Annotated in this window: 25 protein-coding genes; 8 read left to right on the top strand and 17 right to left on the bottom strand. The window is 70.3% G+C overall.

The window, feature by feature from the left end:
• The first annotated feature begins 16 nt into the window (after positions 1–16).
• Complete coding sequence (locus BLW78_RS08125; RefSeq protein ID WP_170855123.1) at positions 17–679, top strand: CatB-related O-acetyltransferase; 663 nt, start codon at positions 17–19, stop codon at positions 677–679.
• Positions 676–927, top strand: a complete 252-nt coding sequence (locus tag BLW78_RS08120; RefSeq protein WP_020091812.1) for a DUF3297 family protein — start codon at positions 676–678, stop codon at positions 925–927. Before BLW78_RS08125 ends, BLW78_RS08120 begins: the two co-directional genes overlap by 4 nt.
• Here the strand turns inward: BLW78_RS08120 and BLW78_RS08115 are convergent.
• Genes BLW78_RS08115 through aspS form a run of 4 tightly spaced genes read right to left on the bottom strand, consistent with a single transcriptional unit; the run spans position 897 to position 5,036 of the window.
• Positions 897–1,229 carry a hypothetical protein gene (locus BLW78_RS08115; protein ID WP_091678373.1) on the bottom strand — a complete coding sequence of 111 codons (333 nt, stop codon included), beginning with the start codon at positions 1,227–1,229 and terminating at the stop codon, positions 897–899. The two genes, BLW78_RS08120 and BLW78_RS08115, sit on opposite strands and share 31 nt — an antisense overlap.
• Positions 1,226–2,302: an acyltransferase family protein gene (locus tag BLW78_RS08110; protein ID WP_091678371.1), complete on the bottom strand. Its 1,077-nt coding sequence runs from the start codon at positions 2,300–2,302 to the stop codon at positions 1,226–1,228. The genes BLW78_RS08115 and BLW78_RS08110 overlap by 4 nt, the downstream gene beginning before the upstream one ends.
• Positions 2,299–3,171, bottom strand: coding sequence for a glycosyltransferase family 2 protein (locus tag BLW78_RS08105; RefSeq protein WP_091678368.1), 873 nt, complete (start codon positions 3,169–3,171; stop codon positions 2,299–2,301). The genes BLW78_RS08110 and BLW78_RS08105 overlap by 4 nt, the downstream gene beginning before the upstream one ends.
• A 20-nt stretch (positions 3,172–3,191) precedes the next feature.
• The gene (gene aspS, locus BLW78_RS08100) at positions 3,192–5,036 is read right to left on the bottom strand and encodes an aspartate--tRNA ligase (protein ID WP_091678366.1); all 1,845 of its coding nucleotides are present in this window, start codon (positions 5,034–5,036) and stop codon (positions 3,192–3,194) included.
• Between the two features lie 144 nt (positions 5,037–5,180).
• Here aspS and BLW78_RS08095 point away from each other — a divergent pair, with 144 nt between their 5' ends.
• The 6 genes from BLW78_RS08095 to xoxJ all read left to right on the top strand — a co-directional run bounded on the left by BLW78_RS08095 (position 5,181) and on the right by xoxJ (position 11,357).
• Positions 5,181–5,579 (top strand): hypothetical protein, encoded by a 399-nt coding sequence (locus tag BLW78_RS08095; protein ID WP_170855122.1) that lies wholly within the window; start codon positions 5,181–5,183, stop codon positions 5,577–5,579.
• A 93-nt stretch (positions 5,580–5,672) separates the two neighbouring features.
• On the top strand, positions 5,673–6,860 hold the full coding sequence (rnd, locus tag BLW78_RS08090; RefSeq protein ID WP_056522182.1) for a ribonuclease D: 1,188 nt from the start codon (positions 5,673–5,675) through the stop codon (positions 6,858–6,860).
• A gap of 110 nt (positions 6,861–6,970) precedes the next feature.
• Entirely contained in the window at positions 6,971–7,258 is a 288-nt protein-coding gene (locus BLW78_RS08085) for a hypothetical protein (RefSeq protein WP_020091819.1), read from the top strand.
• 703 nt (positions 7,259–7,961) lie between these two features.
• Entirely contained in the window at positions 7,962–9,767 is a 1,806-nt protein-coding gene (gene xoxF1 / locus BLW78_RS08080) for a lanthanide-dependent methanol dehydrogenase XoxF1 (RefSeq protein ID WP_026604740.1), read from the top strand.
• Between the two features lie 133 nt (positions 9,768–9,900).
• Positions 9,901–10,512 carry a c-type cytochrome, methanol metabolism-related gene (locus tag BLW78_RS08075; protein ID WP_091678363.1) on the top strand — a complete coding sequence of 204 codons (612 nt, stop codon included), beginning with the start codon at positions 9,901–9,903 and terminating at the stop codon, positions 10,510–10,512.
• Positions 10,512–11,357, top strand: a complete 846-nt coding sequence (gene xoxJ / locus BLW78_RS08070) for a rare earth element methanol dehydrogenase accessory protein XoxJ (protein WP_244526844.1) — start codon at positions 10,512–10,514, stop codon at positions 11,355–11,357. Before BLW78_RS08075 ends, xoxJ begins: the two co-directional genes overlap by 1 nt.
• A 27-nt stretch (positions 11,358–11,384) precedes the next feature.
• On the opposite strand, the gene folK is transcribed toward xoxJ, so the two are convergent.
• From folK to BLW78_RS08005, 13 genes are all read right to left on the bottom strand, one after another.
• The gene (folK, locus tag BLW78_RS08065) at positions 11,385–11,855 is read right to left on the bottom strand and encodes a 2-amino-4-hydroxy-6-hydroxymethyldihydropteridine diphosphokinase (protein WP_091678360.1); all 471 of its coding nucleotides are present in this window, start codon (positions 11,853–11,855) and stop codon (positions 11,385–11,387) included.
• Complete coding sequence (folB, locus tag BLW78_RS08060) at positions 11,852–12,229, bottom strand: dihydroneopterin aldolase (RefSeq protein WP_091678357.1); 378 nt, start codon at positions 12,227–12,229, stop codon at positions 11,852–11,854. Before folB ends, folK begins: the two co-directional genes overlap by 4 nt.
• Positions 12,230–12,231: 2 nt before the next feature.
• Positions 12,232–13,068: a dihydropteroate synthase gene (folP, locus tag BLW78_RS08055; protein WP_091678353.1), complete on the bottom strand. Its 837-nt coding sequence runs from the start codon at positions 13,066–13,068 to the stop codon at positions 12,232–12,234.
• A gap of 97 nt (positions 13,069–13,165) precedes the next feature.
• The gene (locus tag BLW78_RS08050) at positions 13,166–13,528 is read right to left on the bottom strand and encodes a hypothetical protein (protein ID WP_091678351.1); all 363 of its coding nucleotides are present in this window, start codon (positions 13,526–13,528) and stop codon (positions 13,166–13,168) included.
• Entirely contained in the window at positions 13,509–14,234 is a 726-nt protein-coding gene (locus BLW78_RS08045) for a hypothetical protein (protein WP_056521183.1), read from the bottom strand. The genes BLW78_RS08050 and BLW78_RS08045 overlap by 20 nt, the downstream gene beginning before the upstream one ends.
• Positions 14,231–15,376: a pyrroloquinoline quinone biosynthesis protein PqqE gene (gene pqqE / locus BLW78_RS08040; RefSeq protein ID WP_056521179.1), complete on the bottom strand. Its 1,146-nt coding sequence runs from the start codon at positions 15,374–15,376 to the stop codon at positions 14,231–14,233. Before pqqE ends, BLW78_RS08045 begins: the two co-directional genes overlap by 4 nt.
• A complete protein-coding gene (gene pqqC, locus BLW78_RS08035; RefSeq protein WP_091678348.1) occupies positions 15,373–16,458 on the bottom strand; it encodes a pyrroloquinoline-quinone synthase PqqC in 1,086 nt (361 codons plus the stop codon). The genes pqqE and pqqC overlap by 4 nt, the downstream gene beginning before the upstream one ends.
• A gap of 186 nt (positions 16,459–16,644) precedes the next feature.
• Complete coding sequence (gene pqqB, locus BLW78_RS08030) at positions 16,645–17,544, bottom strand: pyrroloquinoline quinone biosynthesis protein PqqB (protein WP_091678345.1); 900 nt, start codon at positions 17,542–17,544, stop codon at positions 16,645–16,647.
• A 33-nt stretch (positions 17,545–17,577) separates the two neighbouring features.
• Positions 17,578–17,667: a pyrroloquinoline quinone precursor peptide PqqA gene (gene pqqA / locus BLW78_RS08025; protein ID WP_012317526.1), complete on the bottom strand. Its 90-nt coding sequence runs from the start codon at positions 17,665–17,667 to the stop codon at positions 17,578–17,580.
• Between the two features lie 224 nt (positions 17,668–17,891).
• Positions 17,892–18,596 (bottom strand): response regulator transcription factor, encoded by a 705-nt coding sequence (locus tag BLW78_RS08020; RefSeq protein ID WP_020091831.1) that lies wholly within the window; start codon positions 18,594–18,596, stop codon positions 17,892–17,894.
• Positions 18,593–20,251 carry a sensor histidine kinase gene (locus BLW78_RS08015; RefSeq protein WP_091678342.1) on the bottom strand — a complete coding sequence of 553 codons (1,659 nt, stop codon included), beginning with the start codon at positions 20,249–20,251 and terminating at the stop codon, positions 18,593–18,595. The genes BLW78_RS08020 and BLW78_RS08015 overlap by 4 nt, the downstream gene beginning before the upstream one ends.
• Positions 20,252–20,329: 78 nt before the next feature.
• Complete coding sequence (locus tag BLW78_RS08010) at positions 20,330–20,536, bottom strand: hypothetical protein (protein ID WP_012317529.1); 207 nt, start codon at positions 20,534–20,536, stop codon at positions 20,330–20,332.
• 84 nt (positions 20,537–20,620) lie between these two features.
• The gene (locus BLW78_RS08005; RefSeq protein WP_056521171.1) at positions 20,621–21,415 is read right to left on the bottom strand and encodes a formylmethanofuran dehydrogenase subunit C; all 795 of its coding nucleotides are present in this window, start codon (positions 21,413–21,415) and stop codon (positions 20,621–20,623) included.
• Position 21,416: the final 1 nt, after the last annotated feature.

The following is a 21,416-nucleotide window of genomic DNA, read 5'->3' as shown; positions in this document are numbered from 1 at the left end:
CGCGCGGGCTCGCGTCATGACCGGTCTGTTGCACCGGCTGCGCAGGGGGCGCAACCCGCACAACGAGACCCGGATCCACCTCGCCGAGCTGGCGAGGACCCACGGGTTCTCCATAGGCGCTTATTCGTACGGGCGTCCAAAAGTCCGCTTCCCGGAGAGCGGGCGGCGGCTGACGATCGGCCGCTATTGTTCCATCGCTGACAAGGTCGAGATCCTGCTCGGCGGCGATCACCGCCTCGACTGGGCGTCGACTTATCCCTTCGCGGCGATGCGCGGGCTGTTCCCGGAGGCCGCGGCGCCGGAGGATTTCCACGCCTCCCGGGGCGACGTGGTGATCGGGCACGATGTCTGGCTCGGATCGGGCTGCATGATCCTCTCGGGGGTGACCGTCGGGCACGGGGCCGTGGTGGCGGCCCGCGCCGTGGTGACCCGCGACGTGCCGGCCTACGCCGTGGTGGCGGGCAACCCGGCCAAGGTCGTGCGCCACCGCTTCGACGCGGCGACCGTGGAGGCGCTCGTGGCGGCGGCGTGGTGGGACCTCCCGCACGACGCGGTGACCCGGCTGGTACCGCTGCTCCAGAGCGGGCGGATCGCCGACCTGCTCGCGGCGTTGCGCGCGGGCCCGGATTCCCGTACCGGCGGAGCCCTCCACGAAGACCATCCGAGATCCGGACGATGACCGACACGCCCCCCGACCGCCTCGCTTCCAACCCGAACAGCCCGTTCTACGACGAGAAGGTGCTGGAGCGCGGGGTCGGTGTCCGGTTCAAGGGCGTCGAGAAGACGAACGTCGAGGAGTACTGCGTGAGCGAAGGATGGGTCCGCCTCTCGGCCGGCAAGGCCCTCGACCGGGCCGGCAACCCGATGACCGTGAAGCTGAAGGGCACCGTGGAGCCCTACTTCCGCGACCCCGCCGCGGACGCCTGATCCGCCACCCGCGCCAGGGCGGCCTCGAAGTTCCGGACGGCCTCGCGGACGAGGTTCCCGATCTGATCCGAGGAGCGCGGCCCGTCGATGACGAGGCTCGCGAGGATATCGGAGCGCCGGGCGCGCTGCTTGGCGGTGCGCCGGTGGTTCGAGACGCGCAGGTGCCAGGCGCAGTCCGGTCGCCGCAGGTAGAGGCTGTCGCCGCGCTCGTTCCGGGCGACGATCGCGAAGCCGTCCGCCTCCAGCATCCGCGCCGCCAGACCCAGCGCCGCGAGCGGCGGAAGCGGGCCTGCGGCGGTCACGGCCCGGCCGGCTCGATCGTGCCGAGGCGCCGCCGCCCGAGCGCGCGCGCCTTCAGCGACAGGGCCGGCCGCTCGACCCCGTACCAGGACAGCGCCGCGACCGGCAGCGTGAGGGCGAGGGCCGGCACCAGCAGCGCGGGCCCGGAGGCGGCCGGCCACAGGGCGTGCAGGGCCTGCTGGACCGGCCAGCCGTAGAGATAGATCCCGTAGGAGAGGTCGGCCGCAGGGTCGAAAAGGCCGCGCGCGAGGGGGCCGAGGGCGAGCCAGACCGCGCCGTAGGCCTCGGCGAGGAACAGCAGGGCCGGGTAGGCCGGCGTCCGCGCGAGGACGAAGGCGCCGAAGACCAGGCAGGCGAGGGCCGCCGCCGAGACACGCAGGCGGTCGCGCCACAGGTAAAGACACGCCCCGGCCGCGAAGATCAGCGGCAGGCGCAGCGCCGTCTCGGTGCCCTTGGGCAGATCCGGACCGCGGAGACCGCAGGCGATCGTCAGGGCGAGCGCCAGGCCGGCCACGATCAGGGGCGCCGACCATCGGCGCCGGAGCAGGCCACACAGGGCGGCGACGAGGACGCCGAGGTAGCACAGCACCTCGTACTTGAGCGTCCAGACCGTGCCGAGGGGCGCCCGGTAGGGATTCGCTTCGAAGACGCCGGGGAGGGCGGCGTTACTCTTGAAGGTCGTCAGCGTCCCGCGGATGAACGACCACAGGGCGGGATCGCGCCAGTACTCGGTGACGGGCAGGCGGGTCAGCGCCGCGCCGAGCCCGAGCGCGACGACGAGCGTCGCCGCCACGAGTCCCGGGAGGATCCGCAGGGTCCGGGCGAGGGCGTAGTCCCGGAGGCCGCGGCGGTCGCAGCTCATGGTGACCAGGAAGCCCGACACCGCGAAGAAGCCGTTCACCGCGTGCTCGCCCAGCGTGTAGCCGGTGAGCCGGGCGAGGGGCTCGTCGCCGGCCGCGCCGGTCGCGACGCTGAACGCGTGGGACACCACGACGGCCAGAGCCAGCATCAGCCGCAGGCCGGTGAAGCCGTTGCGCCCGCGCGACAGCGCGGTCGCGATCGTCGGCGCGCTCATGCGGTCAGACCCTCGCGGGCCAGCGCGGTCCGGCCGCGCAGGAAGGCGAGGGCGCCCGCGGCCGAGCCGCCGTAACGCTCAAGCCCGGCCCGCCGGAGGACCAGACCCGACAGCAGCGCCTTCGGCAGGTTGGCGCCCAGGACGGCGAGGCTCGGGTCCGGGAGGCCGTACTTCCGGCTGACATAGGCGCGCGACCACGCCTGATGCCAGCGCGCGCGGAACACCCGTCCCGGCTCCGGCGCCGACGATCGGCCGCGACCGTGCAGCGCCTCGGCGCGGTGGACGTGGATCAGGGCGCGGCCGCTGTCGGCCACGCGCCGGCACAGGTCATCGTCCTCGTAGAACAGGAAGATGTTCTCGTCGAAGCCGCCGAGGTCGAGGAACAGGGCGCGCGGCATCATCAGGCAGGCCCCGGAGAGGAACGGCGCGCAGGCATCGCCCTGCGGCAGCGCGAGCCGGCCCGCGGGATTGGCCAGGTAGGGCGCGAGCAGGGACCGCGCCTGGAAGAAGAAGCGCCCGTCGGGTTCGACGAGGCGCGGGGCGATAAGCCCGGCATCCGGCCAGGTGCGGGCCGCGTCCAGCAGGGCGTCCACGGTGCCCGGCCGCAGCACGACGTCCGGGTTGACGACGAGGACGTGCTCCGCCGTCTCGGCCGCGCGGACGCCCCGGTTGTTGGCGCGGCCGTAGCCCTCGTTGCGGGCGTTGCGGATCACCTGCGCGCCGGCCGCCTCCGCGACCGACGCGGAGGCGTCCCGGCTGGCATTGTCCACGACGATCGCCGGCACATGCTCGGCGGCGAGCGCCGCGAGACAGGCCGGCAGCACGTCGGCGCTGTCGTGGGCGACGACGATCGCGACGAGGCTCGCCACCGCGGGGGACTATGAGCGCCTCAGGCCTTCTTCTCGGGCAGGTTGAGGCGGATGTGCAGCTCGCGCAGCTGCTTGGGGGTCGCCTCGGAGGGCGCGCCCATCATCAGGTCCTCGGCGCGCTGGTTCATCGGGAACAGCACGACCTCGCGGATGTTCGGCTCGTTGCACAGGAGCATGACGATGCGGTCCACGCCCGGCGCGATGCCGCCGTGCGGCGGGGCGCCCATGCGCAGGGCGTTGAGCATGCCGCCGAACTTCTGCTCCAGCACCTCGTGGCCGTAGCCCGCGATGGCGAAGGCCTTCTCCATCACGTCCGGACGGTGGTTGCGGATCGCGCCCGAGGACAGCTCCACGCCGTTGCAGACGATGTCGTACTGGAACGCCTTGATCCCGAGGATCCGCCTGGTGTTCGCGCCGTTCTCGTCCTCGCTCGCGAGGGCGTCCAGATCGAGCGCGAGGAACTCCTCGCGGTCGATGTTCGGCATCGAGAACGGGTTGTGGGAGAAGTCGATCCGCTTCTCCTCCTCGCTCCACTCGTACATCGGGAAGTCGGTGATCCAGCAGAACGCGTACTGGTCCTTGTCGCAGAGGCCCAGCTCGTCGCCGATCCGGACGCGCGCCTTGCCGGCGAGCCCGGCCGCCTTGGCCTCCGGACCGGCGGAGAAGAACACGGCGTCGCCCGCCTTCGCGCCGGAGCGCTCGGCGATCAGGGCCTGAACCTCCGCCGGGACGAACTTGGCGATCGGCCCCTTGCCGGTGAGCGCGCCGTTCTCCTCCTCGAACACGACGTAGCCGAGGCCGGGCGCGCCCTCGGAGCGGGCCCAGTCGTTGAGCTTGTCGAAGAACGAGCGCGGCTGGCTCGCCGCGCCGGTCGCCGGGATCGCCCGGACGACGCCGCCCGAGGCGACCACGCCCTTGAACGCCTTGAACGCCACGTCCTCGCGGGCGAACAGGTCGGAGACGTCGGCGATGATGAGCGGGTTGCGCAGGTCCGGCTTGTCGACGCCGTATTTCAGCATCGAGTCCGCGTAGGTGATCCGCGGGAATTCCTTGGTGACGCGCTTGCCCTCGGCGAACTCCTCGAACACGCCGCGCAGCACCGGCTCCACCGCCTGGAACACGTCCTCCTGGGTGACGAAGCTCATCTCGATGTCGAGCTGGTAGAACTCGCCCGGCGAGCGGTCGGCGCGGGCATCCTCGTCGCGGAAGCACGGGGCGATCTGGAAGTAGCGGTCGAAGCCCGCGATCATCGTCAGCTGCTTGAACTGCTGCGGCGCCTGCGGGAGCGCGTAGAACTTGCCGGGATGGACCCGCGACGGCACGAGGTAGTCGCGGGCGCCCTCGGGCGACGAGGCTGTCAGGATCGGGGTCTGGAACTCGAAGAAGCCGCCGTCCCGCATCCGGCGGCGGAGCGAGTCGATGATCGCGCCGCGCTTCATGATGTTGGCGTGGAGCTTCTCCCGGCGCAGGTCGAGGAAGCGGTACCGGAGCCGCGTCTCCTCCGGGTACTCGAGGTCGCCGAAGACCGGCAGCGGCAGCTCGCCCGCCGGACCCAGCACCTCGAGGTCGTCGATGTAGACCTCGACCGCGCCGGTCGGCAGCTCGGCATTCTCGGTGCCGGCCGGGCGCGTGCGCACGCGCCCGTCGATCCGCACGACCCATTCCGAGCGCACGGCCTCGGCGGCCTTGAAGGCCGGGGAATCGGAATCGATCACGCACTGGGTCAGGCCGTAATGGTCCCGCAGATCGACGAACAGCACGCCCCCGTGGTCGCGGATGCGGTGGCACCAGCCGGAGAGGCGGACACTCTGCCCGACGTCGGACGGGCGGAGCGCCCCGCAGGTGTGGGAACGGTAACGGTGCATGACGGGCTTCTTCTGTGGGAAGGCCGGCACCATTCACGCGAGGCCCCCCGAGTCAAGCGCGGGGCGCGCAGAACGGCGCCGAAAGCCGCGCGCGACTCGCCCGCCGGCCTACCGCAGAAGACCCCGAATCCCCATATCATCTCTATGAACGACAACCTCTTTTTCGATCTGGAGCGCCCCGCGAAGGCGGCGCCCGAACGCACCGCGGCCGGGTGGCGGACGCTGCCCCTCGAGGGCCGTTTCGACCTCGTCTACGAGGACGCGGCCGGGGCCTGGAGCAACCGCTCCCTCGACGCCCGCGAGCTCAGGCTCGGGCCGGGGCGGACGCTGCTCGGCGGCATCGATGCCCGGCGCGGCGGCTATCGCGGGTTCCGGGTCGACCGGATCCGCCGCCTCGTTGACGGGGCCACCGGCGAGCGGATCGAGACCGGCATCCTCGACCGCCTGCTCGCGCGCGCCGAGGCGCAGCGTCGGGCCGACGCGCTGCGGATTCGCCGGCAGGCGCGGGCGCGCCGGAAGGCGGCGGTCGCGGCCGTGGCGTGATCGCGGTCATCGGGCCGCGCGTGAACGCGTGAAAGATGGGGACCTGCGAAGCCGCGTCTCCCCATGTCCGCCGCGGTTGCGTATAGCCGGTGCATGGACCTGATCACCACCACTGACGCGCTGCGCCAGATCTGCACACGTCTCGCCGAGCAGCCCTTCGTGACCGTCGACACGGAGTTCATGCGCGAGACGACGTATTATCCGAAACTGTGCCTGATCCAGATGGCGGCACCGGACGGGACCGGCGTCCTGGTGGATCCGCTGGCGCCGGGGATCGACCTCGGGCCGTTCATCGCCCTCATGGCCGACGAGGGCACCGTCAAGGTGTTCCACTCCGCCCGCCAGGACCTGGAGATCATCTGGCTGATCGGCGGGATCCTGCCGCACCCGTTCTTCGACACGCAGGTCGCCGCCATGGTCTGCGGCTACGGCGATTCCGTCTCGTACGAGCAGCTCGTCAACGACGTCGCGAAGGCCAAGATCGACAAGTCCTCCCGCTTCACCGACTGGTCGCGGCGCCCGCTCTCGGAGGCGCAGCTGACCTACGCGCTGTCCGACGTCACCCACTTGGTGAAGATCTACGAAGTCCTCGTCGCCGAGCTGCTGCGGACCGACCGCGGCGCGTGGCTCGACGAGGAGATGGCGGTGCTGACGTCTCCCGAGACCTACCGCGCCGATCCCGCGCAGGCGTGGCGCCGCCTCTCCGGCCGCATGCGCAAGCCGCGGGAGATCGCCGTGCTGATGGAGGTCGCGGCCTGGCGCGAGAGCGAGGCGCAGACGCGCAACGTGCCGCGCGGGCGCGTCCTGAAGGACGAGGCGGTCATCGATATCGCCTCGGCGGCGCCGCGGAGCGCGGAGGCGCTCGGGCGGCTGCGGACGATCCCCGCGGGCTTCGAGCGCTCCCGGACCGGGGCCGACATCGTCGCCGCCGTGGAGCGCGGTCTTGCCCGCGACACGAGCGCCGTCCGGATGCCCGAGCGCGTGCGGCGGAGCGGCGGCAACGGCGCGATCGTCGAGCTCCTGAAGGTCCTGCTGAAGGCGGTCTGCGAGGCCGAGGGCGTGGCGCCGAAGATCATCGCCACGGTCGACGATCTGGAAGCGGTCGCCGACGACGACGATGCCGAGGTCCCGGCGCTGCAGGGCTGGCGCCGGACGCTGTTCGGCGAGAAGGCGCTGGCGCTGAAGCAGGGACGGCTGGCCCTCTCGGTCGAGTCCGGTCGCATCGTGGTCCGTCCCCTGGAAGCCGAACCTGTCGGCGGCGGCGCCGACCCGGACCGATGACGCCGCGGCGGCACTGACCGCACAATCCGCACTGGCGGACGTGACTCGCCGCGGGTCCGGGATTAAATGGCAATTCGGTTGCCGCTTAATCCCGCCCCTGCGTCCCGCGTATGTTCGAGCCGAACGAGATCCTCAAGACGCTGACCGGGCGCGGTCTCGTGTCGGCCGAAGGGTGTGAGGCCGTCCGCGTCCGCTACCGGGTTGTGGTCGAGAGGCGCGAAGGCGGTGTCGTCGCCTACGGCAATCTGTACGGCAGCTATGCGGGCCTGCGACCGGTCTGGCTCGAGCCCGATGCCCAGCTCCGCCTGTCCAACGGCCGTCGCCTCAACATCTCCGTGACCGACCTGATCGGCGACACTGCGGAGTTCGAGAGCACCGGGCCGGTCGGCGCGGTCTGACGCCGGCAAGAGTCGTTCCGCTGATCCTGAAAGAGACCTTCTGGTCCGCGCGCGCGACCCATCCCGATTCTCAGAAGCGGGATGATTCGGCAATTTGTCGCGCGCGAACCCCACCGATTAGCCCGGGATCCGCGGAAAAACGGGATGCGGCGACTGGGCGCACAGCGGGCTTTCGGGAAAATTCGGCAACTCATAGCCGCCGAAGCGTCTCGCACTGCAGTCCGGCGACGCACATAGGCCGCGCGCCCGGGGGCGCCTAAATCCCGCCCACCGCGCGGGGGACGCATGCTTAAGCGCAGCAAAGCTCGCCTGTTTGCAAGGTCTGCATGGGACACGGACACAACCCCGTGAGACCGAGGCCAGAGCAGGCAGCATCTCTTGTGCGTCGCAACATTTCTTTTCGCAAACGCATGACATCCGTCGTGCCTGTGTCACCCGAAAAGAAGCTTTCACCGTGTGCCCACAGGCGTCAAACAGCGAGTTGACGGCGCTCAAAAATCTCTTAAGGTCCGGGCAAGCCTCGGTTTCGAGGGAGACGCCTCAGGGATGGCGGCTCCTGGCTAGGGGATCAGTAGATCTCCTCGAAGTCCACTATGCCCGCTACCGAGGCGTCCATCCCTGTCGCAAACAGTCAGGTCGGAGTCCGAGCGACGCCACTCTCTTCGCGCGCCGTGAGAACTCTCAAGACTTGTCGGAGGAACCCATGAGAGCGGTACATCTCCTTGCGCTCGGCGCAGGTGTCGCGGCCGTCGCCGCGCCGGCGCTGGCCAATGAAAGCGTCATGAAGGGCATCGCCAACCCGGCGGAACAGGTTCTTCAGACGGTAGACTACGCGAATACGCGCTACTCGAAGCTCGACCAGATCAACGCCAAGAACGTCAAGGACCTGCAGGTCGCCTGGACGTTCTCGACCGGCGTGCTGCGCGGCCACGAGGGCTCGCCGCTCGTCGTCGGCAACATGATGTACGTGCACACGCCGTTCCCGAACATCGTGTACGCCCTCGACCTCGACCACGACGCGAAGATTGTCTGGAAGTACGAGCCGAAGCAGGATCCGTCCGTGATCCCGGTCATGTGCTGTGACACGGTCAACCGTGGTCTGGCCTACGCCGACGGCGCCATCCTCCTGCACCAGGCCGACACCACCCTCGTGTCGCTCGACGCCAAGACCGGCAAGGTCAACTGGTCGGTCGTGAACGGCGACCCGAAGAAGGGCGAGACCAACACCGCGACGGTTCTGCCGGTCAAGGACAAGGTCATCGTCGGCATCTCGGGCGGCGAGTTCGGCGTGCAGTGCCACGTCACCGCCTACGACCTGAAGACCGGCAAGAAGGTGTGGCGCGGCTACTCCGAGGGCCCGGACGATCAGCTGATCGTCGACCCGGAGAAGACCACCTCGCTCGGCAAGCCGATCGGCAAGGATTCCTCGCTGAAGACCTGGGAAGGCGATCAGTGGAAGACCGGCGGCGGCTGCACCTGGGGCTGGTTCTCGTACGACCCCAAGCTCGACCTGATGTACTACGGCTCGGGCAACCCCTCGACCTGGAACCCCAAGCAGCGTCCGGGCGACAACAAGTGGTCCATGACCATCTGGGCGCGTAACCCGGACACCGGCATGGCCAAGTGGGTCTACCAGATGACCCCCCACGACGAGTGGGACTACGACGGCATCAACGAGATGATCCTCACGGATCAGAAGATCGACGGCAAGGAGCAGCCGCTCCTGACCCACTTCGACCGTAACGGCTTCGGCTACACGCTGAACCGTGCGGACGGCACCCTCCTCGTCGCCGAGAAGTTCGACCCGGCCGTCAACTGGGCGACCAAGGTCGACATGGACAAGGGCTCGAAGAACTACGGCCGGCCGCTGGTCGTGTCGAAGTACTCGACCGAGCAGAACGGTGAGGACACGAACTCCAAGGGTATCTGCCCGGCGGCGCTGGGCACCAAGGATCAGCAGCCTGCGGCCTTCTCGCCGAAGACCAACCTGTTCTACGTGCCCACCAACCACGTCTGCATGGACTACGAGCCGTTCCGGGTGACCTACACCCCGGGCCAGCCCTACGTCGGTGCGACCCTCTCGATGTATCCGGCCCCGAACTCGCACGGCGGCATGGGCAACTTCATCGCGTGGGACGGCGTCAACGGCAAGATCAAGTGGACGAACCCCGAGCAGTTCTCGGTGTGGTCCGGTGCTCTGGCCACCGCTGGCGACGTCGTGTTCTACGGCACGCTTGAGGGCTACCTGAAGGCGGTCGACGACAAGACCGGCAAGGAGCTGTTCAAGTTCAAGACCCCGTCGGGCATCATCGGCAACGTGATGACCTACCAGCACAAGGGCAAGCAGTACGTGGGCGTCCTCTCGGGCGTCGGCGGCTGGGCCGGCATCGGCCTCGCGGCCGGCCTGACCGACCCGAACGCCGGCCTCGGCGCGGTGGGTGGCTACGCGGCTCTGTCGCAGTACACCAACCTCGGCGGTCAGCTGACGGTCTTCGCCCTGCCGAACTAATCGGCCGCAGGGTTTGAAGTGAAAAATGGTGCCGGCGCGGGTTCCCGCGCCGGCATCCTTGTGATTAGACTTTCTCGCAAGAGGCTGCGTCTCGGAGGGAGACCAAGAGCCTCGATCAAGGGAGACACATGCGTTGCTCAACCTCAGCAAGATCGTAACGCGGCCGGTTATCGCCGCCCTCGCCCTAGCGACCGTCTCGACGGTTGTCGTACATGCTGAGGATGCCAAGCCCGCCGACCCCAAGCTGGCGAATTCGCTGAACGCGAACGACAAGACCGCCGAGCAGGATGACAAGCTCCTGAAGAAGGACGCGGCCGTGAAGGTCGACGACGGCAAGTACTTCGACGCCGAGGGCCACCCGACGTTCCACGTGACCCAGGACGGCAAGATGCTCGACTGGTACACCTACTCGGGCTACCGCCGCTATCACGCCGAGTGCCACGTCTGCCACGGCCCGGACGGCATGGGCTCGACCTACGCGCCGGCCCTCAAGGACTCGCTGAAGCACCTCTCCTACGAGGAGTTCATCGGCATCCTGGCGGGCGGCAAGCAGGAAGTGAACGCCGCCGAGCAGAAGGTCATGCCGGCCTTCGGCGACAACAAGAACGTCATGTGCTACTCGGACGACCTCTACGTCTATCTCAAGGCGCGCGCTTCCGGCGCGATCGGGCGTATCCGTCCCTCCGAGCACGAGGGCAAGCCCGAGACCGCCAAGAAGGCGGAGAAGGAATGCATGGGCGGCTGATGTCGTCTCCTGCCCGGATCGCCGTTCTCTGCGCCCTGACCGTCTTCGGGGCGCAGGGCGCCCTCGCCCAGCATCTGCCGGATACCGTCACCACCGACGTGCTGCGCGTCTGCGGTGATCCGGGCAACATGCCGTTCTCCGAACGCAAGGAGGACGGCTTCGAGAACAAGATCGCGGCGATCATCGCCGACGAGTTGAAGATCAAGGTCCGCTACTACTGGCTGACGCAGGGTCCGGGCTTCGTGCGCAACACGCTCGGAACCGGCCTCTGCGACGTCATCATGGGCCAGGCCTTCGGCAGCGACCTCGTCCAGACCACCAATCCCTATTATCGATCGGCCTACACGCTGGTCACCCGTGCGGGCGAACTCGACGGTGTGACGGCTCTCGACGACCCGCGGCTGAAGGGCAAGAGCATCGGCGTGATCGCCGGGACGCCGCCGGTCAACCGGATGGGCGAACTGGGCCTCGTCTCGGCCATGAAGGCCTACGCGCCCTACCAGCTCGACCCGTCCCGCAAGCACCAGACGGTCGCTGCCGAGATCGTCGCGGCCCTGGCCGCGAAGGAGATCGACGCGGCCGTCCTCTGGGGCCCGGCGGCGGGCTGGCTCGCCAAGCAGTCCGGCACGCCCATGAGCGTCGTGCCACTGCTGAAGGAGCCGGAGCGTCCACCGATGGCGTACCGGATCGCCATGGGTGTCCGGATCGGCGAGAACGACTGGAAGCGCTCGCTGAACACCATCCTGCGCAAGCGCAAGGCCGACATCGACAAGGTCCTGCGCGACTACGACGTGCCGCTCCTCGACGAGGAAGAGAACAAGCTCGTCGCCCCCGGCGAGCGCTGACGCGCAGCGCCGCGGCGCGCGCCGCCATCAGGCGCGCGCGATACCGGTCGAGTCGAGCTTCGCCAGGGCGTCCACCACGCGCTCGCCGCCGATGACGAGGTCGGGCGCGATCTCCGCCAGCGGGACGAGCACGAAGGCCCGCTCGCGCACGTAGCGATGCGGCAGGACAAGGCGCGCGTCGTCGATGCTGGCGCCCTCATAGGCCAGGACGTCGATGTCGATCACACGGGGCCCCCAGCGCTCATCGCGGATCCGGCCGAGGTCGTGCTCCACCCGCAGGCAGGCGTCGAGCAGCCCGTGCGGATCGAGGTCGGTCTCGACCGCCACGGCCCCGTTCAGGAACCACGGCTGATCGGTCTTGCCCCAGGGCGGGGTCCGGTAGTCGGCCGAGCGCGCCACGACGTCGATGCCCGGGATCGCGGCGAGACCGGTGACCGCGCGGTCGAGCATCGCGGCCATGTCGCCGACATTGCTGCCAATGCCGAGATACGCCCTCATCGACCGGCCCCGCGGCGGCGCGTGATCGCCACGCCGACGCTGTCCAGGATGGCGGGGACGGGCGCGCTCGGCTTGTCGACCTGAACGGTGATGGCGTCGACCTGCGCGAAGCGCGAGAGGATCTCCGCGGCGACCGTCTCGGCCAGGGCCTCGATCAGGTTGAACCGGCGCTCGGTGGCGATCGCCACCGCCACCGCCGTGAGATCCGCGTAGCTCACCGTGCCGGCCACGTCGTCGGAGCGGCCCGCCGGGCCGAGATCGAGTTCCGCTTCCAGGGAGATGTAGAAGCGCTGACCGAGCACCGCCTCCTCGGCCAGCACGCCGTGCCGGCCGAACACGGCGATCCGGGTGACGCGGATCAGGTCGCCCGCCATGCTCAGCGCGCCTCCGGCCGCATCACGGCGTCGACGACGCGCATCGCGTCGATATGCGCGGCCACGTCGTGCACGCGCACGATGTCGGCCCCGAGGGTCGCCGCGACGGCGTGGGCGGCGAGGGACCCGTGCAGGCGGTCCGCCGGACGGGTCTCGCGGTCGTGCAGGCGTCCGAGGAGCGACTTGCGCGAGACGCCGACGAGGACCGGAAAGCCGAGGGCGCGGATCTCGGGCAGCCGCCGCAGCGCCTCGAGATGCTGGTTCCAGGTCTTGCCGAACCCGACCCCCGGGTCGAGCACGATCTCGGAATCCGCGAGGCCCGCCCGGTGGGCGATCGCGAGGGACCGCTCGAAGAAGGCCAGCATGTCGGCGACGATGTCGAGCTCCGGCTCGATCGTCTCGCGGTTGTGCATGATGATGACCGGCGCGCCGTGGGCGGCCGCGACGTTGGCGATGTCGGGCTCGCGCTGGAGGCCCCAGACGTCGTTCACGATCCGCGCGCCGGCCTCGAGCGCGGCGCGCGCCGTCGAGGCCTTGTAGGTGTCGATCGAGATCGGCACCGGCAGCCGCGGCGCCACGGCCCGGACGACCGGCACGACGCGCGCCTGCTCCTCCTCGGCGGGGACCGGAACGTGGCCGGGCCGCGTCGATTCCCCGCCGACGTCGAGGATCGCCGCCCCCTCGGCGACCAGCCGCTCGGCCTGGGCCACGGCCTCGGCCTCCCCGGCGAACAGCCCGCCGTCGGAGAAGGAATCGGGTGTGACGTTGAGGATGCCCATGACCAGCGTGCGGCCGCCGAGCGCCGGCAGCAGGTCGGACAGGCGGGATGAGGGGGTCACAGGCGGGTCCCGTTCACGAGCGCGGTTCGGGAGCCGGTGTGCGCGAATCGGGAGGCCGGCGCAACGCCGGCCTCGCCGTGCGGCTCAGACCTGCCCGTCAGCCGTGGTAGCAGCGGATTTCGGCCTCGGCCTGGGCGCGGCGCAGCTCCGCGACCTTGTCGTCGAAGATCTTGGTCGACTTGAACTCGTTCGCCCGGTTGCCGATGCCCTGCCGCATCGAGAGCACCGTGCTCGCCTGAACGTACTTGTCGTAGGGGAGGATCGCGGCGAGCTGGTCCAGCGAGCACGAGCATTTCTGCAGGCTCTCGCGGGTCTGGCCGTTGGCGGCCATGCAGCCGAACACGTAGTCGACCCGCGCGTCGGTCGGGTAGTCGTTCTCCTCGGCGGCCCAGCCGGCCAGGCCCGACAGCGTCAGGGCGAGGGCGGCCAGCGCGCCCCGTTCAGCCAGCCTTCTGATCATAGCTCAGCTTCTCCTCAAGCAGTTCGCCGCCGTCGGGGCTCTTCGACGACGCCTCGATCGAGACGATCTCGCCCGGGACCGAGGGCGCGGTCACGAAGGTATAGGTCATGTCGTCCATGCCGCGCATGCGCTGCGCCATCGAGTCGCCCGCGAACGGCTTCGTGACCACGCGCCAGCCGTCGACCTCGCGGCCGCCGATATCGACCTTGGTCGGCGTCACCGTCGCCTTCTCGCGCAGGCCCTTGCGGATCGCGAGCTTGAGGTAGCGCGGGTTCGCCTCCAGCACCTTCGCGACGGCCCGGAGATGGTTCTCGAGGAAAAGCGAGACGACCGGGTTGCCCGCCATGTCCTCGAACGGGCCGGCCGGCATCCGGTTCAGCCCGGAGAACATCACGACGCTGATGTCGCGGCCCTCGGCGGTCTTCCCCGGCGTCACCTTCAGCTGGATCGTGTCCTCGAGCGGCGCCCCGAACGGCCCCTTCGAGATCCCCGAGCGGCGCAGGTAATCGTAGGTCAGCGTCGAGCCCGCGGCCGTGTTCTTCATGTGCGGCTGGTCGAACAGCAGATCCGCCGCGGAGGGCGGGGCGGCGGCGTTCGCCGGGGTGACGGTGGCGGGCTTCGGCGCGTCCTCGGCGAGGGCCGGCAGCGCGGCCAGAGCCAGCGCGACCGACGTCGCGGCGAGGCCCCTCACGACAAGACTTCTCACGAGTTCACTTCCTCCTTGAGCGGCGACCGGACGTTGCTGCCGATCGTCCGGTAGACGTAGTCGGGCGGGTTCTCGGCCGCCTCCTCGGTGGCGAGCGCCCGCACCTTGGCGTGGAGCGGCGAGAGCGAGCAGGCCGGGTCCGTGGCCGCCGCGTCGCCGGCGAGCGCGAGCGCCTGGCAGCGGCAGCCGCCCCAATCCTTCTCGCGCCGGTCGCAGGAGCGGCAGGGCTCCTTCATCCAGTCAGTACCGCGATAGGCCGTGAAGGCCGGCGAGTCGCGCCAGATCTCGCCGAGCGAGCGGTCGTTGACGTTCCAGAACTCCAGCCCCGGGATCGTCTCGGCCGCGTGGCAGGGCAGGACCTTGCCCTGGGGCGTGACGTTCATCAGCTTGCGGCCCCAGCCGCCCGCGCAGGCCTTCGGGTACTTCGCGTAATAGTCGGGCACGACGAGGTCGATGACGAGCTGGCCCTTCAGGCGCTCACGGGCCGCCTCGACGATCCGGATCGACTCGTCCACCTGCGCCTTGTCGGGCATCAGGGCGGCGCGGTTGACGTAGGCCCAGCCGTAATACTGCGTGTGCGCCACCTCGAGCCGCTTGGCGCCCATCTTCACCGCGAGATCGATGAAGCCCGCCACCTCGTGGATGTTGCCGCGGTGGATCACCGAATTCAGCGTGAGGGGCAGGCCGAGCTCGACCACCTTGGCGGCGAACTCGAACTTCTGCGGCTGCGCGTTCTTCAGGCCGCCGATCTTCTCGGCGTTCTGCGCGTCGACGCCCTGCACCGACAGCTGCACGTGGTCGAGCCCGACATCGTAGAGCGCCTGCAGCTTGCCCAGCGCCCCGCCGACGCCGGATGTGATCAGGTTCGAGTACAGGCCGAGATCGGCGCAGGTCTTGGTGATCTCGACGATGTCGTTGCGCGCCGTCGGCTCGCCGCCGGACAGGTGCACGTGCAGGACGCCGAGCGCCGCCGCCTCCCCGAGCACGCGCTGCCACGTCTGCGTGTCGAGCTCGCCCGACCGCCGGTCGAGCTCCAACGGGTTCGAGCAGTACGGGCAGCGCAGCGGGCAGCGATGGGTCAGCTCGGCGAGCAGACCGACCGGGGCCGGCGCGTCGGGGCGGTTCGGCGTCAGCGCGTTCATCGCTCGAGAACCCGTTTCTCCGCGAGGCCGTCGAGCATCACCAGGATGTCGGCCTCGATGGCGCGGGGATCGGCCGCGTAGGTCTTGCCCAGCTCGTCCGCGATGTCGGCGACGCTCCGCGCGCCATCCACGAGCTTCAGGACCGCCACGGCGTTGTCGTCGAGGTCGAAGGTGCGCTCGGGGGCGAGCAGGACCCACTTGCCGCGGGTCTCGTCGTTGCGCAGCCGGACGCCGCGCGGCAGCCGCGGACGGTCGCCGGCCGCCATCTTCCCGCCGGCCGCTCCAGGCTTGGCCTGAGACGCCTCGGCCACCAGACCCTCGCCGGGCTGCCACGCGTCCGGCGGGACCATGCCGGGGGCCACGTAGGCGAAGTACAGGGCGTCGAGCTGCGTCCACAGCACGGTGCACTTGAACGTCAGCGCCGCCATCGCCTGCCGCTGCAGCTCCGGCGTCGTGGCGTGCTGCTTGACGTAGTCCAGGGCGAAGTCCGCGTCCCGCGGCGCCTGGGTCAGGCGCTTGTCGAAATAGGCCAGCGTGTCCTTGGTGATGAAGTCGTAGTTCTTCAGCATCCCGGCGACGCGCTCGGAGATGATCGTCGGCGAGAACATCTCAGTCAGCGACGAGGCGATCGCCTCCAGGAGCGTCCGCTCGCAGACGAAGTGGACGTAGGCCTCCACCGAGAACTTCGTGGCCGACAGGATGCCGCGGGTCGACAGCACGTAGTCGCGGTCAAAGCCGACGCCCTCGGCCAGCTTGAGCCAGCGCTCGATGCCGCCGTCACCCTCGTGGTCGCCGTCGTGGTCGACGATCCGCTGGCGCCAGATCCGCCGCAGCGACGCGTCGGTCATCCGCGCCAGCACGGCGGCGTCCTTCACCGGGATCATCGCCTGGTAGTAGTAGCGATTCAGCGCCCAGGCCCGGACCTGGTCCTTCGACAGCTTGCCGTCGTGCAGCAGCCGATGGAACGGGTGCAGGTTGTGGTAGCGGCGCGCGCCGATGTCGCGCAGAGCCGCTTCCAGTTCCTCGGGACTCAGGAGACGCTGGCTGTCGGCGGCATCGGGGGTCGGGAAAATGGCGTTCATGGCGTGTCCGGCGTCCGTCCTCAGGTCGCGTTTCCTGTGTTCCGATCCCGCCCTCGTGCGCGGGGCGACTGTCCGGGCTCAGCCACGATATAGTGCCGTCCCCCCGGGCGCCCAACCGTCCACGGCGACCGTCGGTCGCGCATTCGGCCGCGGCGCCGCGATCCGGCAGGCCGTCGGCGCGGCGTGCTAGAGCGTCAGACCCAGCCCGTCATGCGCCACGGTCCAGCCGGCCGCCTCGACATCGGCCCGCTCCGGCGAGCCCTCGACCAGGACCGGGTTCGTGTTGTTGACGTGCACGAAGACGCGGCGCCCGATCTCGACCGAAGCCAGGGCCTCGATCGAGCCGTTCTCGCCGCGCATCGGCACGTGACCCATGCGCCAGCCGGTCTTGGTGCCGACGCCGGCCCGGATCATGTCGTCGTCGTGCAGGACGGTCCCGTCGAACAGCAGCGCGTCGACGCCGGCGATCCGCGCGCGCAGACCGTCCGTCACCCGGGCACATCCGGGAATGTAGGCGAGGCGCCGGCCACCGGCCTCGATCAGGGCGCCGACCGTGGTCTCGGTCTCGGCGCCGATCTGCATGGTCTCGTCCTCCAGCCAGAGCGGCACCTTGCCGGGAACCGGGAAGAGGGTGACCGACAGGCCGGGGAGGGGCTCGAAGCGGTGGTCCATGCCGATCGGCTGACGGGCGACCACGCCCTCGGCCATCACGTCGAAGACGCGGTTGGCATTGACCGAATCGAGGATCCCGCGCGTGCCGTAGAGCGTGTAGGGCTGACCTTCGCGCAGGGTCAGGAGACCCGCGACATGGTCGACGTCGCCGTTGGTCAGGAGCACGGCGCGGATCGGCGAGTGGCGCAGGCCCTCGCGCGGATGCATCTGCGCATTGTCGAAGAGCTGTTGCCGGATATCCGGCGAGGCGTTGATCAGCAGCCAATCCGACCCGTCCGCGGAGACCGCGATGCTCGACTGGGTCCGGGGCCGCACCCGGTCCGGCTCGGACCGCGCCAGCGTGCAGATGGGGCAGCGGCAATTCCACTGGGGAAGGCCGCCGCCGGCCGCGGAACCGAGGATCACGACGCGCATGGTGCGGCTCCCGAGATCCCCGGCCCGTGAAACTCAGTTGAAGGTGTCGATCTCGGCCGACTCGTAGCTCGTCACTTCCATGCCGACGCAGATCTCGGACACGATCGGGGCAGCCCACTTCATGGTGTTTCTCCTCAGGCAACATCTACACCGAGTGTCACGCGGTTCCTAAGAGGACCCTAAGACACTGATGGCGCTCTCATTTCCGGCGCCGGAGAGGTATCGACGATTCACGCGCGGGCTTCAAGCACTAAGTTGCCGGATCCTCCCAAATTTTTCGTGAGAGACTTCCTAAGCGTCCGGAAACCATCACGAAATGGGCGGGCCTGCGACTAAAGTACAGGGGCCTACTGGCGGAAGTCGGGACCGCGCAGTTCCAGCATGAATCCTTTACCCCGCACGGTGACGAGGCCGGGCCCGCCGTAGCGCACGAAATCGGCCATCTTGGAGCGCAGGTAGCCGATATAGACGTCGACCACGTTGAGGGAGAGCCCGCCCTGGCTCGCCCACAGCCGGTCGAAGATGTCGGCGCGCGAGACCGGCTTGCCGATATTCTCCATCAGCATGGCCAGCAGGTCGGCCTCGCGGGGCGTGAGGCGGGCGCTCGCCTCGCCGCAGCTCGCCTGCCGGGTCTCGAGGTCGAGCATCAGCTTGCCGGCGGTGATGCGCGAGCGCGGCGCCTCCGCCTGCTCCCGGCGCATCAGGTGGGTCCGCAGGCGCGCGACCAGCTCGTCGAACTCGAAGGGCTTGATGATGTAGTCGTCGGCGCCGAGAGCCAGGCCCTCGGCCCGGTCGCGGATCTCGTCGCGGGCCGAGAGGAACAGGATCGCGCCCGGGAAGCCACCCTCGCGCAGGGACCGGCAGACGTCGTGGCCCGAACCGTCCGGGAGGTTGATGTCGAGCAGCACCGCGCCGGGGGCCGGGTCGTGGGCGGCCTTCAGGGCCTCGTCGACGCAGGCCGCCGTCCCGACCTCGAATCCCTCGGCCTCGAGACCCCGGGCGAGGAGGCCGCGGATGTCGATATCGTCCTCGACGATCAGGATCCGCGTCATGCGGCCGACTCCTTCACCTGCGCGCCCACTTCAGCGCCCACTTGGGCGCCAACGGCAGCGCCGTCGACCGGGCCCGTCTCCCATGCCGGATCGCAGGCCGGGATGTCCAGGGTGACCCGGGCCCCGCGCCCGTCCGGCCCGGGGCCGAGGCGGATCGTGCCGCCGTGCTGCTCCACGATCCACCGCGCCAGCGCGAGCCCGATGCCGAACCCGGTCTCGTCCGGTCCGGCGCCCGAGCCGCGCTTGAAGCGCTCGAACAGCGCGTCCTCCGACGCGCCGAAGCCCGGTCCGTCATCCGTGATGGTGATCCGTCCGACCGGTCCGGGCCCTGCCGACAGGGCGACCTCGACCCGGGTGAGGCCGGCGGCGTGGCGGAGCGCGTTGTCGACGAGGCTCTCGACGGTCTGGCGCATCCACTCGCGGTCGGCGAGGCACTCGACGTCGCGGGTGCCGGGATCGAGGGTGAGGCCCACCCGGCGCCGCGCCGCCTCGGAGCTCATGTTGTCCACGGCCTCCGCCAGGACCTGGGCGAGCCCCAGGCGGCGCTTGTCGAACGCGATCTCGCCGGATTCCGAGCGCGCGACGCGCAGCAGGTCCTCGACGCGCAGCTTGAGGCGCTGCGCCCGCTTCTTGATCGTCGCGAAGACCGGTCCCGGATCGGTGCCCCGGGACGCGCCGCGCAGGGCGAGGTCGCACTCGCCCAGGATCACCGTCAGCGGCGTGCGCAGCTCGTGGCTGACATCGGCGAAGAAGCGGCGGCGGGACTGATCGACGGCCTCGAGCCGGGCGTTGGCGGCGCGCAGATCGGCGGTGCGGGCCGCCACGGTGTCCTCCAGCGCCGCCCGGTCGGCCGCGACCCGCGATTCCCGCCGGGCGAGGCGGGCGGCCATGCGGTTGACGTTGGTCATGAGCAGGCCGAGCTCGTCCCGCGTGGCGACGGAGAGGCGCGTGTCCAGGGCGCCGTGGCCGATGGCGCTCGCGGCGCGGCGGACCTCCTCGATGCGGGCCAGGGTCGGCCGGGTGACGCCGCGGTAGAGGATCGCCAGCAGCACGAGGGCCGCGGCCACCGCGGCGGCGGCCGCCACCCGCAGGCGCTCCGAGAGCGCCCGGGCCTCCTCGGAGCCGAGCGCCATGCTGCGCCGCTCGGCCTCGATCAGGAAGGAGAGCGGCTGGCCGGTCATGGCACCGAAACCGTTGAGCGCGCCCTTGATCGCGTCCTGACGCCGCTCCGGCTCGGTCTGGCGGCTGATCAGCGACACCTGCCGGTCCAGCACCGCGCGCGCCGCGCGCAGCTGCGCCATGGGGCGGGTGCGGGCGGCGTACTGCATCCGGTCGGCCGGGTCGTCACTCGGCGGGAAGCTCTTGGCGAGCGCCTCGTCCACGGTGGTCAGGGCGCGGTCGGCGTTGTCGCGGGCGATCGCCATCGCCTCGGGCTGGCCATCGGGATTGCCGACGGTCTCCACCGCCGCGAGACCGAACTGCGTCAGGCGGCCGGACAGCTCGGCCAGCAGCTCCAGGCGCCGCTGGGCCTCAAGGGTCCGGTCGACGGTGCGCTCCGCCGCCCCGATGGCCGCCAACGCGGCCGCGGCGGCCAGCATCACCACGATAGCGGTGCCGCCGAGCAGCAGCGCGAAGCGGACCTTCAGCGAGCGCATCGTCCCCGTCCCGCCCTCAATCCCGCCGTGCAGGCGGGCCCGAGCATGGCACCGCCGGAGCGCCGAACCAAGGTCCCGTCACAGGTCCTTCGGCAGGCTGCCCTTCGCGGCGCAGCGCCACCGCTCCACGTGCCATTCCGGATGCGCCGCCTGCCACGTCGCGAGCGCGCTCTGCGAGTTGCGCAGGCACACGAAGGGGCTCGATTTCTCGAAGGACATCTCGATCCGGTCCTCGCGGCAGGTCGAGGGCTGGGCGACGAGACAGATCGACAGCAGAAGCAGCATGGGCGCCTCCCCGGGCTGCCGGCCTCGTGCGGGCCGGCTTGGCGGGGAGCATAGGACGCGTCCACGCCCCTTGCCCAGGCGGCGTCAGGCCGCGACCCAGATCTCGCCCTTGGCGATCGTCGCGAGGTCGCCGGAATAGCGGCGCAGCGGCTTGCCGAGGAGGTCGGCGTGCTCGGCGCTCAGGCCGCGCAGGGCCTTGGCCAGCAGCCGCAGGAACACGAGGTCGTGCGTCCCGGTCTCCACGAAGGTCGGCGACATCCGGCCGTGGCTGCCGACGAGGAGCGTCCCGCGGCGCATGCCGAAGCCGGGATGATCGCCCACCGCGAGCGCCGCCAGGGTGCCGGCGATCATGCGCGAGCCCGCGAAGGCGCCCGCGCGCCCGGCCACGATCGTCCCGCGCCGCATCCGGTCGCCGAGATGGGCGCCGGCGCTACCGCGGATGATCAGCGTCGCGCCGTCGAGGCCGGCCTTCGCGGCGTAGACCGCGCCACCGGCATAGTCCCCGGCATCGCCCTCGACGGTGATCGTGCCGCCGGTTGCACCGGAGGCCGCGTAGGGTCCGGCATGGCCGGTGACGGTCAGGCTGCCGCCCGCCATGCCGGCGCCGAGGCGCTGGCCGACATCGCCGGTCACCCGGATCGTACCTTCGGACAGCGACGCTCCGACCCGGTCGAGGCGCTCGTGGCCGCCCTCAATGGTCAGGGTGTCGGAGCCGTCCAGCGCGACCGCGAAGCAGTCCCCGAGGCGCACGCCGGTCCGGGTCGTCCCGATCTCGAGGCGCTCGGCCTCGCCCTGGGACAGGCGGCTGAGCGCCCGCGGGTTGACGTTCAGGAGGTCCAGGCGCTCGGGCGGGGCCGCGCGCAGGGTGAGGGTGCTCACG

The organism is Methylobacterium sp. 275MFSha3.1 (genome assembly GCF_900108435.1).
In the GTDB taxonomy this organism is placed as follows: Bacteria; Pseudomonadota; Alphaproteobacteria; order Rhizobiales; family Beijerinckiaceae; genus Methylobacterium.
The sequence above is the reverse complement of the archived record's forward strand: the minus strand, read 5'-3'. Positions and strand labels throughout refer to the sequence as shown.